At 50.8% G+C, this 12,626-nt stretch carries 11 protein-coding genes and 1 pseudogene; 2 read left to right on the forward strand and 10 right to left on the reverse strand.

Features of this window, described 5'->3' with window-relative positions; all coding sequences use genetic code 11:
• The first annotated feature begins 41 nt into the window (after nucleotides 1-41).
• Nucleotides 42-2,249 (forward strand): hypothetical protein, encoded by a 2,208-nt coding sequence (locus ACO0K9_RS19335; RefSeq protein WP_422987720.1) that lies wholly within the window; start codon nucleotides 42-44, stop codon nucleotides 2,247-2,249.
• A gap of 223 nt (nucleotides 2,250-2,472) precedes the next feature.
• On the opposite strand, the gene ACO0K9_RS19340 is transcribed toward ACO0K9_RS19335, so the two are convergent.
• The 3 genes from ACO0K9_RS19340 to ACO0K9_RS19350 form a co-directional block, all read right to left on the reverse strand.
• The gene (locus ACO0K9_RS19340) at nucleotides 2,473-3,219 is read right to left on the reverse strand and encodes a hypothetical protein (protein WP_422987721.1); all 747 of its coding nucleotides are present in this window, start codon (nucleotides 3,217-3,219) and stop codon (nucleotides 2,473-2,475) included.
• Nucleotides 3,220-3,407: 188 nt separating this feature from the next.
• Entirely contained in the window at nucleotides 3,408-4,922 is a 1,515-nt protein-coding gene (locus ACO0K9_RS19345) for a tyrosinase family protein (protein ID WP_422987722.1), read from the reverse strand.
• A 263-nt stretch (nucleotides 4,923-5,185) separates the two neighbouring features.
• Nucleotides 5,186-5,557 carry a hypothetical protein gene (locus ACO0K9_RS19350; protein ID WP_422987723.1) on the reverse strand — a complete coding sequence of 124 codons (372 nt, stop codon included), beginning with the start codon at nucleotides 5,555-5,557 and terminating at the stop codon, nucleotides 5,186-5,188.
• Between the two features lie 265 nt (nucleotides 5,558-5,822).
• Here ACO0K9_RS19350 and ACO0K9_RS19355 point away from each other — a divergent pair.
• A pseudogene (locus ACO0K9_RS19355) lies at nucleotides 5,823-5,936 on the forward strand (helix-turn-helix domain-containing protein); the annotation flags it as partial.
• 257 nt (nucleotides 5,937-6,193) lie between these two features.
• Here ACO0K9_RS19355 and ACO0K9_RS19360 read toward each other — a convergent pair.
• The 7 genes from ACO0K9_RS19360 to ACO0K9_RS19390 form a co-directional block, all read right to left on the reverse strand.
• Nucleotides 6,194-8,362: a TonB-dependent receptor plug domain-containing protein gene (locus ACO0K9_RS19360; protein WP_422987724.1), complete on the reverse strand. Its 2,169-nt coding sequence runs from the start codon at nucleotides 8,360-8,362 to the stop codon at nucleotides 6,194-6,196.
• A gap of 221 nt (nucleotides 8,363-8,583) precedes the next feature.
• Entirely contained in the window at nucleotides 8,584-8,904 is a 321-nt protein-coding gene (locus ACO0K9_RS19365; RefSeq protein ID WP_422987725.1) for an HAD family hydrolase, read from the reverse strand.
• Between the two features lie 81 nt (nucleotides 8,905-8,985).
• The gene (locus ACO0K9_RS19370) at nucleotides 8,986-9,153 is read right to left on the reverse strand and encodes a hypothetical protein (protein ID WP_422987726.1); all 168 of its coding nucleotides are present in this window, start codon (nucleotides 9,151-9,153) and stop codon (nucleotides 8,986-8,988) included.
• Nucleotides 9,154-9,745: 592 nt separating this feature from the next.
• A protein-coding gene (locus tag ACO0K9_RS19375; protein WP_422987727.1) for an IS5 family transposase occupies nucleotides 9,746-10,538 on the reverse strand; the annotation gives its coding sequence in 2 pieces (ribosomal slippage) (nucleotides 9,746-10,274 and nucleotides 10,273-10,538; 795 coding nt in all).
• 392 nt (nucleotides 10,539-10,930) lie between these two features.
• A complete protein-coding gene (locus ACO0K9_RS19380; protein ID WP_422987728.1) occupies nucleotides 10,931-11,641 on the reverse strand; it encodes a nucleotidyl transferase AbiEii/AbiGii toxin family protein in 711 nt (236 codons plus the stop codon).
• Nucleotides 11,634-11,852: a hypothetical protein gene (locus ACO0K9_RS19385; protein WP_422987729.1), complete on the reverse strand. Its 219-nt coding sequence runs from the start codon at nucleotides 11,850-11,852 to the stop codon at nucleotides 11,634-11,636. Before ACO0K9_RS19385 ends, ACO0K9_RS19380 begins: the two co-directional genes overlap by 8 nt.
• 384 nt (nucleotides 11,853-12,236) lie before the next feature.
• Nucleotides 12,237-12,605, reverse strand: a complete 369-nt coding sequence (locus tag ACO0K9_RS19390; protein WP_422987771.1) for a transposase — start codon at nucleotides 12,603-12,605, stop codon at nucleotides 12,237-12,239.
• Between the last annotated feature and the right edge of the window lie 21 nt (nucleotides 12,606-12,626).

The following is a 12,626-nucleotide window of genomic DNA, read 5'->3' on the forward strand; positions in this document are numbered from 1 at the left end:
ATTCATGACGAGGGGCTACCGTATCGTGCAAAAAGTGAGTCATGCCGGACGAGCTTGAATCCCCAGCCGGGCCAGTTGCCCCGCCCGGGCCAGTGCTTGCCGGTGTATCGTCACCGGAGGCACCGGCAATGCCGCCGCCTGATCCTTCGCCTGTGCTGGCGAAAGATAAAGAGGAAAAATGTGCCGACTTCGGCACTGATAAGGATGTGGTACTGGTGAGCCCAGCGAGGACTTTTGCTTTTCTTGGTTTTGACAAGGAATTCATACCCGAAAAAACTGGCTCGCAGCCAGTCACGCCCGAAGAAGCAATGCGGTGGATGTACCTGGCGAGTAATTACCGATTTGTCGGCATTTACTTACAAGGGGCTCCGCTCAACCAAAAACTTGAACGGCACGAAACCGATCCTACCTTTGTCAAAAGGACTGGCAGACTCAATACCCGTGGCTGGATGGCAGCTTATCCCATGCTTGAGCAGAATGGCTGGGGGATCGCACCTATCTATTTTGGTGTTTGTAATAAATGGCGCGTTGCACAGCCTTTGAGTGAAGCACTGGGTCGGAAAAGCGCTCAACATGCCAAGACACTTCTGGCGACCTTGGTTGACAATCTCGGCCTTGACCTCGCTGGCGCAGTGATCTACGTTGATGACGAAGATGTGGGCGGCAAACAAGAGTACGACGGCGAGTGTCAGCTTTGGCCGAGAGATCTCGACAATTATGTTGATTATTACCGCGGCTTCGCCGAAGAATTGGCGCTGGGGGGCAGTGCAGATCGCTGCTATCGTTTTGGTGTGTACGCGCACCCGGCAACGATGCGATTGATTGCCACAGGGGTACCCGAATTGTTTGCATGGCAGGTGAGTGCGCCGACCGAGATGCCGTGGACCGAATTGCTGACGGACAGCGAGACCGATCCACCACTCACGGTTGACGGTAAAAAAAGTCGCTCCCCCCAACTCCAGATTACCGACAGCCCACCAAAAAAAATCTGGCCCGTCATGCGGCAGTTTCGTATCGCCCTAAAGATCGATGCGAGTGTCGCCAATGCTCCGGACAAAGAAGAGATTGATCTTGACTCTTCCTATGTACTCGACCCTTCCGAACCGGTCGCTACGCCCAGGCTGGCTTATGCCCCTGGCACGACCCTGCTGCTCACGCTGCGCACCTTTCTTGCCGCCTATAACGATGGTTTGTCACAGTGGAAGCAGACTTCGCAAAAACATGTGCGACGTGGCATGTTGAGCATCAACGATGCTGGCAAGACAATCAAGCGTGACGCTGCCTTCCTCGACGCACCGGTGACTTCGCCCGGCAGTGAGCTACACCCGGATTCGCCAGTCAGCGCAGCGCGTGACAAGCAGGGCCGCCTGTTTGCTGCCGCCGTATGCCGGGATCGCAGCGTGGTTGTTGGTGAAATCGTCAGCGGTGCCCATCGCCCTATGGAAGTGGTACCAGAAAGCGCAGTGCGCCGGCCACTGATGCTGTCCATCGTCGCGCTTGATGATCAAGCTCTGGTGGTCTACCCAAACCGCACACACCAGATCAAGATCCATGTCAAAGTCTGGCCCATGGGAACCTGGGCCAAAATCCTGACGCCTGCCAATACCCTGCACCCATTGGGTGGGCTGGCGGCGTCGGGACATCCTGATGGCACGCAATTGTTTGTGGCAGGGATAGAGCGGGCAGGCACCCTGTATGCAGGTTTTGCCGCGTTTACCTCAGGTGGGCCGTTACCAACGGCGCTCCAGCAAATCGCTTTTCCTGGAGGAGCACCTGTATTATGTGGCACCAGTGCTGTAGCCGCGGTGTCGCCGACTGTGGATGACGACCTGGCTTTTGCCATTGCCAGGGATGGCCGCATGGTGATGTTTTTCTCCAATCGCAGCAGCGGCAGCGTGAACTTTGAACCCTCGGTGCGTGAACTTCATGTGCACTCACACCTGACTGCTGTAGTCGAAAGCGCCAACAGAGTGCATGTGGCAGGCATTGATCTGGATGGGCAATTGCGACGCTGGCCAGTGCTGCGCACAGGTAAGGGCTGGGCACTGGAAGACTCGGTGGTCGATGGTAAGGGAAACGCGGCTGCACCCAACCCCTGGACCGACATCGCCCTGGCCAGCACTGCCAGCAACGCGGGTTTCGCAGCTGTCGCTGGTGTCGATGAAACGGATGACGACCCTCAATCAAGAACGCACGCGTTCCGCACGGCTTTCGGCCAATGGGCCTGGGATTCCATCGCCAACACATAGATCGAATGTCGAATTACGGAATGCGTTCAAGCACATGATGAACCGGGAATGGGTTCGCATGATTCTACGGCGCTTCTAGTGGAGCTAGGTAGACTGAAGCCTTGGGAGGTCGTGCGGACAGTTGAAATGCATGCCGGGTAAGCCTGGCCATGTGCCGCTCCATTCATAAATTCGTTCAGTTTGAGAACGAATACAAAACCTGTCAGAATTTTGATTGCATTTATTAACGCGACAAAACCCTATGTGCAACATTGTTTGAGCAAAGCAATAACCTCTTCCAACAGTTGACCATCATATGGTAGGCCGCCATGCCACATATCATGGCACTGACAATGCCACCTCCATCCATGACTAAGTTCGTTCTTGCCGAGAGCTTGAGCATAAGATCCATAGTCACGCCCATCAACCCGAACATGGAAAAAGAACCTGCGATACCTTGCACTACATGATTTTGGATCAGGCGACGAGCTAGCGATATTCTCTCTGGGGATTCCGCAGCCATCAACCGATCTTTCTTGGTCAGAAAGACGATGCTTAGCATTGCCAGACTACCAACCGGAAAGCATCGGAAATGTGTAGCTATGTGTTGCATGACGACTGAGGCATAGGTCCTGCCGTCACCGCTACGGCATTCCGAAAGAACAATTTCAGGGGGAATTCGGCAAAAATCGACAAGCATCGCAACGCCTAGCAAGGCCACACATCTTATATACGCATACGCGCCTTCACCTCCATCCGTATTGTGGATTGCAGTCGTGTAAGCCATGCACATACTCGCCGCGCCAACACACGCCCATATCCATACAAAATGAAAATCATGCGGAAAAACAGGAATGATGACTGCCAAACAGCTCGCGGCAAAGAGCAATACCAGCCCACGTTGGTAGGAATTCCTGAAAAACCAGTCACGTGGCCTAACCGTAATCTTGATGATGGAATCACGAGGAGACGATTTAGTGAGGATGCTCACAAAGGAATTCCCCTCAATATGAAAGAGGTGAAGAAATCGGATGGATGCAATTTGGCCTATGCAAACAGCAGCCATCCTGGACACGAAACACTTGACAGTCCCACTCTTGATGCCAAGCGCTAGGGGCTTATATCTTGCGTTTGATGCAGGCAATCAAACGCAAGAAATGATCATCCGAATTTTTACTGTCATTCAGTGCTCAACAGCAGTCTGGCATTGACGGTTGGATTTCCCATCAATTTGTTTGGGAAATGATCCCCAAACTTTGAGTGATCAAGCGGCTCTACCCATACCCCCAGTTGTCCGCCTGACGCGTCACCAATCGGCAGGTTGAAGTCAAAATGGACCATTGCATTGTCAACACAATTTGGACATTTGTCCGCGTCATCGGGTTGAAAGAAGGCCCTGCTTGCAATGACTTTATCGTCTTTCATCAGATGGACTTTGAAACTACCCGGTATTTTCAGACGATTGATGCCCTTGACGCGCACATTGACTACATTGTCAACAACGCTAAATTTTCTCGATGCTTTGACATTTCCATCTGTTCCCGTGACCATGGTCGTGGCGACCTGACTGCCTGGAGTGGTATAGGCAACATCCAGACTTCCGATGGAATCGACCGTATTGACCGTAGTCCAGTTGTACGGCGAAACTGAAAAAGGCGGCATCGCCTCACTGGGAGGATCGGTAAAGACTTTGCGGCTTTGCGCTGAAACAATTGTCGTCAGCAAGCCGTTGAGCGTGGTGGCATGCATATTTTGTTGCCACTCCCAGTACAGCCTATCCAGGTTGCAATGGTAAAACCAGAAAATGGGATCAAAGGCCGCAATACTCTGGTTAGCCATGGTGCTGCCGATAGAGACATGGCCGCCATCGTGTGCAGCAATCGCTGTGTTATTCGGTTTTCTGTCAATATATCCATTGTAGGCTTCAAAGGATGTTTGTTGGGCGGCGCGATCCAAATCTGCCAACACAGAGTAGTCGGTAAAATTGGTAGCGATTTGTGCCGCGGTATATCTGCTTGTGACAAAACCACCTATATTCGGACTCGTCGGTGCCGAGCTTGGCACGGTATAGCTCGCGAATGGTGCCTGGTTCAAAATGGCAGGCAATTCGGCAGGGCTTTTCGTGAGTTCAGAGAAGTCCCAATAAGGCAATGTGACATTGGCACACCCGGGTATCGTGCGAAGTGCATTTTCAAAAGCCAGCAAATGAGCGCGATGCCATGGAAGAAACTTCGGCACATGGTGACTGCAAAAATACCCAGGATTTCCATGATAACCAGCCAAATTAAAATAGCTGTTTAAATCAGTGGGGCTGAGCTGCATGATGCCATTGAAAGCAGTTGTGAGCACACTAACTTCATTCGGTGACAGGCTTGTGATACTTTTGCGGACTCGTGACGCGACGGAGCCAGCAAGCGCTGCTGCGGTGCTGACAATCTTCGCCGGAACCCCTTTGGGATAACCTGTCGTCATCCAATTATTAAATGTCTGAACCTGATCCGCTGGCCAAGGCGCACCTGGCGGCATGGCCCCGCTTTTCACATAGGAATAAATTGAGCTGGCCTGGTCCTTGACAGTGTCATAATCTGTCAAATCCAGCCCCTGGTTGCCCATGTGTTGAATATCTATTTCGGTAAACATGTCACGGATATTGCCGTACCAAGTTGGATTCAATACAGGGGTGTTCGTGCTCATCGTCATTACTCCTCTAGGTTATAGTTAATTCTTGCTCTCTCTACTTTGGACTTAGATGATTAGCTTTCTGCTTAAGAAAACCAGCCTCCAAGAATCGGGCCAATCGAAGTTGAAGTACCGCATCCGGCACGCTCTTTCGACAAAAAATCGGCCATATTTGATCTGAAAGCCTGGTGCTTTGAAACATATTCCTGTCATACCCGTGAATGCAGTCTTATGTTTTACCGGAGCCAGGCTATACATCTTGAAGTACCATTCAGATATTATTCATCCGTCACAAGCAACCTCACATTGACTGTGGGCGACCCCATCAAATCAAATGGAAAACGGTCACCAAATGAGGTTTTGTCAAGCGGCTCAACCTGAACTCCCAATTTCCCTTCCGATATAGCGGTGATTGGCAATTCAAAATCGAAATGCACGGCCGGGCTTCCTGAAATATCCTCGGATTGACTGGTTTCCGACCCTTGATAGAATGCTCTGGAGGCGATCACTTTGCCGTCTTTCAAAAGATGGATTTTGAAACTGCCTGGTATTTTTGAACGATCCAAACCTTTTACCCTCACATTGACAAAATTGGTGTCAACAGAAAATTCATTTGAGGCAAGTGTCGCTCCACTTTTTATTGCCGACATAGTCTTCCTCCAAGAAGTTAATTTCTGGACGACATGAAATTACTTGGTTTAAGGCATTGCTTTATAGATAAGGTGCCCAGAAAAATTAGCATAAACCATAGAAAAAATAACATCAAGAATAATCATATCTATTGGAAAATTTAGTAATAAATACCATAAACAATATTTATTTTAATAATATTTGGTGTATATTTGTTAATTTTCACTGAAAATTGCCCCACGTTTAGTACACAATCCTATTTATCTTGATGAGTAGGGGGCAGGAGTGATAGCCGTGGCATTGCCAGCTATTATTTGACGCTGGCACATTCGTGACCAAATTCCATTACGGGAGATCGCCAGACGACTGGGTATCTCTCGCAACACTGTCCGGCGCTACCCGAGCCCCAAATTTTTCTACCTAAGGTTTAAATTGGGTCGTGTAAGTGGCCGTGATCTGATCGAAGGTGAGAGTGTCTTCTGAATCCCCCGAGAAGTCATACTGACCAGTTAGCGACTGCATTTCTTCACTTTTCGGGGTGAAAATTGCGTGATCTTCGCCAAAAAGCAATACTAAGGCCCCACATGCTATGGACAGGCATTGACGTTGATAGATATGCTACTGTGTGGAAGCTTATCGCATTACCGGTATACGCCTTACAGCTTGTGCTCATAGGCGATGCGCCAGCCCGGACGCACTGGGCTGGTTGTCATACTCTCATAGCTGCCGTTTGGATCATCGAAGCGCAATTTACTCACATTGTCCGGTCGCAGCAGGTCGCGCGCTGTGATCCGCAACTGGATCTTCGGCGTGAACTTGTATAGCAGGTACGCTTCAAGGTCGCGCCGCGAGGAATTGAAGCGCGAATCTGTCAACGAGGTGCGGGACCATGAACCCTCCACATACGAGAAGCTGGCGCCGCCATTCCAATGGCCAAGCTTGATGTCAGCGCCAAAGTTGGCCGATAGGCGCGGCTGGTTATCAAGGCGACTGCCAGGGCCTGGCACGCCATCGACGGTCGACCAGTTGCGGCTGACGCTGGCGCGCACGTCAAGGTTTGGTGCATCCTTCATCACGGCCTTGAGCGGGAATTTCGCTTCCAGTTCCAGGCCCTTGACGTGGGCCTTGCCCTGGTTGTACGGTGCTGAGACATAGCGGTCGCCGACGAGACGCACTTCATTGCGGATCAAATCTTCGATCTCGCGCGACGACACCGCAATCGACAGCAATGCGCCTTCGGACCAGTAGTGCTCGAAGGCTGCATCGATGCCCAGTGCCAGTTCTGGCTTGAGGTCCGGGTTGCCGCTGGAGTCAGGTGAGACGGCGGTGTTGAATGAATTGTAGAAATGGCGTGGCACCAGTTGCCACAATCCCGGCGCCTTGTAGGTCCTGGTCAGCGCGAAACGCAACTGGTCACCTTTGTGGCCAGGGATCTTGTACAGGGCCTGCATCAGTGGACTCAACACCGACAGATGTGAGCCCGAATCAACGCCAATGGCCGTTGCATGGGTGCGCACGCCTTCCCATCGCGCGCCGAGGTATAGCGACAAGTCCTTGGTAATGTCCCACTCGTCCTGCACAAACGCTGCGAAGCGGGTGATGGTCGCACTGAAGTTATTGTTGAAGTCTAGTCGCACATCGGCGTCGTCCTGCACTTCGTTTTCATGATATTTGGCGTAGCCGAAGTCCCAGCCAAACGCGATTGAGTGGCCGGTCAGCCAGGGCGCCGTGTATTTACCGGTCGTGCTAACGCCACGGTCGTTACCGCGCGTGGTGTAGTCGCGGTCAAGCACGAGGGCGTTGGCCGTGCTGCGACCCTGGCGGCCGACGAAGCGCTCATTGTCCGAACTGGAAACACCCAGCTTGGCATCGAGCGTGCCACCGTCGATGAACTTGGCCACCCAGTTCATATCGCTGCGCAGGTTGCGGAACATGCCGTTGAAGTCAGCTACAAGCAAAGAAGGATAGGCTGGTCCCATCAAGGTCGCGGTGTGGTCGTCGATATTGCCTTTGAAGTACCCTTGGCTGGCAAAGGTTTGCCAGGTGAAGCTGTCTTCCCCTTTGAGCTTCCAGTTCAAGCGGCTATTGAGATTGATGCCCTCGACTTGACTGGTGTTGGCAGAGATCGTGTTGCGATTCTCGTTCAGATCAACATTGGCAGCGTTGCGCACAACCGTGCCGTATGACGGATTGGTATTCCGGTTGAAATTCAAGTTGGCGCCAAGCGTATAGGACAGATTGTCCGAGCGGTCCGATGTCGACAGATTGGTACTGGCGCTGTGCTGGCCATGGGCACCGCCTGCAAGCACCTTCACTTCGCTGGTACCCTTGGTAACTGCCCTCTTGAGCACGATGTTGATGGTGCCGGCTATCGCCTGGGTACTGAATTCGGCAGTGGCAGCACGCACGATCTCGACCCGCTCCACCATGTCTGGTGCCAGCGTATCGAGCGAGAAGCCGGCCGACGGGCGTTCGCCATTGACCAGTATCTGGGTGTAGCCATTGCCAAGGCCGCGCATGCGCACACTGGTGCCTTGCACGGTCACACCGGGCAGGCGCTTCATCGCGTCGAGCACGTTCTGGTCGCCGTATTTGACCAGCTCTTCATTGGTGACGACGATCTTGGTGGCGGTTTCGTTGCGGCGTATCGCATTGACGGCACTGCGGATTTCAACGGACGGCGTCGCCGGCGCTGCCTCTTTTGGCGCGGCTGCCGCTGCAGATTCTTTGACCACTGGCGCGGTATCAACCGGTGCGGCGGCTTCCTGTTGGGCGTGACTGCTGCGGGTGGCGAGCAAGAAAACGAGGAGGAGACGACGAGGCATTAGAAATTTATTTGATAATAAAGTTAATACGATAAGCGTTTTGTCTTCCTCTTGGGAAATTATCTGGCGCTACGCCAGTGTTGTCAAGAATGGTGTTTTTATGCCAGAAGCGCGGGAACCAGCTTTGCGGAATCCAAATTAGCATTTGTAATGTGTTTAATTCTCAACTAATTCTGCCAATGAATTAATCGTAGAATTTGTCGAAGGAGTGTTTTTCCGGTTTAAATGCACGCTCCGCATACCAATGCTTTGGGGGCCGATATAATCAGCCAGCAGCGTGTCTCCAACAAACAAGATTTTAGATGCGCAATATTTAACGCATCACTAACTGAAGAATAGATGATTGGTTCGGGTTTAATCGCCCGCACCTCAAAACTCCAGATGTATGCATCAAGTGTTACCGGAAGCAGTGCCATTACGGGGGCTGCATATGGTCCGGCAAGGTTAGAACATACTGCAATTTTTAAGCCTGCTTTTCGTAATTCCAGAAGTGTTGAAGTGGTATCTGGATACAGGCTCAAGCTGTCTATCTCCAGTTGCAAGTCTTCTTCAAGCGGTGCAAGCTCTTGAGCCGTAAGTTCAAAGCCGAAAAATTTTGCTGTTTCAGAAAGGTTCGCTGACGTTTACATCAGTTTCGCTGCATCGTCCGCTTGCGGCGGTCTGCCTTTTTTTGCCAAGAGTTGAAGAAGTTTTTTGAATGGGCCGCGCTTATTTCGAATTTCCACGATTGTACCGTAGACATCGAAGACTACTGCTTGAACATCAGCTAAAAGATCATTTAACTTTTCCATATGATTAGCTGTAGTAGTTTTCGGTTTGAGCTGACGAACAACGCCGTGATAAAGGTACGGATCATTATTATTAACCCAACGTGCAATTGTCCAGTAGCTATTATTTGGATCGTATTTCTCAGAACTTTACTAAATGCAAGATTGCATTGCGCAACCATACCAAACTTGGAACCGTCTCGCGAGCCTATTAGTGGTATTTATTATTTAGTCATGAACCTAAAATCCGTGTAGCCATAGTAAGAGTATAGGTGGTAGATCTGAGTACAGTGGCCAAGTATAGCCATCTGAACTCTTGATGAGATGATTTTTTCGATAATATTGAGTTGCGCTCGGACTTTTCCGAGGACTACCCGAAAATGCTTGTGATGTGCTTGAAAAAGAGTCTCCAGCAGATTCACTCTGAATAAAAAACCTATCAATCCTATTCGGAGGTACACATGACACAAGCGACCACACTCCAGCCAGGTCAAATTCGGCAGCCTTTACGCGTCACTGAAGCCACGTCAAGACACCCAGAGCGCGATTGCCTCATTCTTTTTCTAGGGCTGACCTGGTCTGCGGGTATCAGAGCGTGTTCGAGATCTTTTTGCGATCAATCCCGCCGCAATAGCAAAGCGAGGAATGCCAAATTGACGAATTGTAAGCTGGTATTCAATTCTCGCTCACAATTTTTCCAACACCGATGGCATTTCTCAATCCAGGCAAAAGACCGCTCTACCACCCACCGTTGCGGCATCACTGCGAAGGCATGGAGTTCATTTCGTTTGGCGATCTGCACTGACGCCCCCAGAATTTCATTCACCCCCTCAGCAAAAGGGCGTCCTGTATAGCCGTCATCGACAAGTACGTTGACGACCTTGCCCAAAAATTTCTTGTGCCGCACAAATGCTTCCAATGCCCCTTTTCGGTCTGTCACGTCGGCTGTTGTCACGGCAATAGCATGGGGGAGCCCTTGTGTGTCAACGGCGATATGGCGCTTGATCCCCGATACTTTATTACTCGCATCGTAGCCTTTGTAGTTGGCAGTATCTGTGTTTTTTACACTTTGTGCGTCAACGATTAAAAAGGTGCGGTGTTCGTTCCGTCCATGTTTGATACGGGCCACGCCAACCTGATTTTTTTAAGGCCTGCTCCAGCAAGCTCAAGTCACTTTCCGACGGCTTTTCTTTCCATTGCTTGAAATACGTGTACACCGTACTCTTCGGTGGAAAATCGCTAGGAATCATGTCCCACTGACAGCCGCTTTTGAGTACGTACAATATCGCGCAAAACACATCATATAAGTCTACTTTGCGTGGCTTGGTCTTCTTTCGTGCACTTAACAGCAAGCCCTCGATCTTGGCAAATTGCTCTCGGCTGATGTCGCTTGGGTATACTTTTCTCATTCCACAAGTTTACGCAATAATCTGCTCATTGGTAAAAAGATCTCGAACAGCCTCTGAGAGAGAAAGTCGCACAAGGGATTATTTCGATCAAGGAAAAACAAATTTCAGTCACTATGACATTTGGCGTGGCACAAATTGATCATAACGAACACATAGCAGCCAGCTCTCAACCGGACCGATAAGGCACTGTATCTCGGCAAAGAGGGAGGGCGGAACCAGGTTATATGCAGCCGTTTTGATTTAGTCGGCGGGTAAACCTGTAAAAATCGGAATTAATTGAGGCCATGCCTAAAAATTAGGAAAAAATATTGAAAAAGCAAACATGCAGAGTCTCAATTAATTCCGATTTTTACAATTGATGAGCGCACGACATTTGCCATCCACCCTGGCTGTTACGGCGTTGGGGATGGGGTTGCCTCTGAGGCAGGCGACGAACTACGCAACAATTTCGGGATGCGGTCAACCAGAGCAGGTTCCATGTGCATCTTCTGTAAGCACTGCGCCAAGTAAGCCTTATCGCTGACCAATTCGATAGCCCTCATATACGAGGTGTCGATGCTTTGACCATATGCCCGGCGAGCCTTGGTCCACGCTTTTCCCGGCACGGCTCCCCAATGCTCTATCAGCATTGCCAAGTCGATGGCATCGCGGCTGGCAACGGACACATTGCTACATCGGTCTGCGTTGGCAAGCAACTTTTCAGCGTACATATCCTCGCGCGAGAGCGTTGGCACACCGAAAACCGGGTTCATAGTGCCAATGATGTCGATTCGTCCCTCGCTGACGATTTCGAACTTGATTGGCGTTCCGTCCACCCACACAAAGGTTCGGATACCGTAGCGATCCGCACGAACCTCACGGGCGAGTTCCACAGGCTGGGTCAAGATGTCGCCAAGCGACGCGTTGGTGATCGTGTTGCGTAAGGCCCGGTAGCCATCCATTGAGCTACAGAGGAAGTCAACATCAACTGACTCCCTGTATTCATTCAAGGACAGCACGATGGCCGTTCCTCCACCGAAATAGCAACCGGATTGGGCGAGAAAATCTGCGTTGAGAGAGGAGAGAAACTTGGCGATGCGTTGATGATGAGGGCGGTCAAACATGCAAGATGCCATGGCCGTATTCACGTGTCAGTCGCTCAACCACAGCACGCTCTTGGGGAGTCATGGCATTTTCATCAACAAAACGCCAATTTCGCTCGTAGAGATCGAACGCCTCCTCACCGGTGATCGCATCATGGGGATTACGATTCCATGCGATCAGTCGGAGCTGGGGAAAATCCCCGATCACGAAGGTGTTGATTGCGGTTCTCATAAGATAATTATGCACCATGCGGGACTTATTTTCAAACGCTGGTACAAAATCTCAAATAATTCCGGTCAGTCTCATTTAATTCCGAAATTCTCAATTAATTCCGATTTTTACAAAAACCATGCACGAATTATGGTTATCCAGTTTCGTACACGTTGCAAACGTCTGTAGCAGACAGTGAGCAGTTGAGCAGAAGCAAGCTCAAAAATAGTATTTCATCTCCAAGAGTGGCTGTACTAGCCTGCATGTTTCATAAACTATCACAGCGGTGTCGACTGGTCGTCACAGGGTCTGGTTGGGAGCGATAAACGGTACATCGATGAAGCGACAGGAGGTTAAGGGTTGGCGGTGGGGTGGTCAATTCTCGACAGACCGGACGTGGTCTGGTTATGACGAGTTGAGCAACCTGACTGGGGTTGGCAGAAACAAGCGTTCGGTCAACGTGTGCAACAGATGTTTGATGGGACAAGAGTCCGGCAGATGAAAGACAATCTTGCTCCTGGTCTGTCTGACCTGTACGGCGATCTCGAACAGCCTGGAGATGACCGTCGCTGGCTGCGCCTGCGACAGCGCAGTATGCCGCAGTGCCTCGGTGCGCAGTTGCTGGTGCAAGATATAAGCAGCAGCGTGCAGCAGCAAGCGCATGCAGTTGGCCAGCAAGCTCGTGCAGGAAGTGCGGTCGACGGCCAGATCGCCCTTGAGATGTTTGATATAGTTTTTTGACTGACTTCGTGCGCAGTAAATCTCTTCATACAGCGTGCTGGTATCGAGCCCCGG

It is taken from the genome of Undibacterium sp. Ji50W, from assembly GCF_049340445.1.
Classification (GTDB): Bacteria; Pseudomonadota; Gammaproteobacteria; order Burkholderiales; family Burkholderiaceae_D; genus Undibacterium.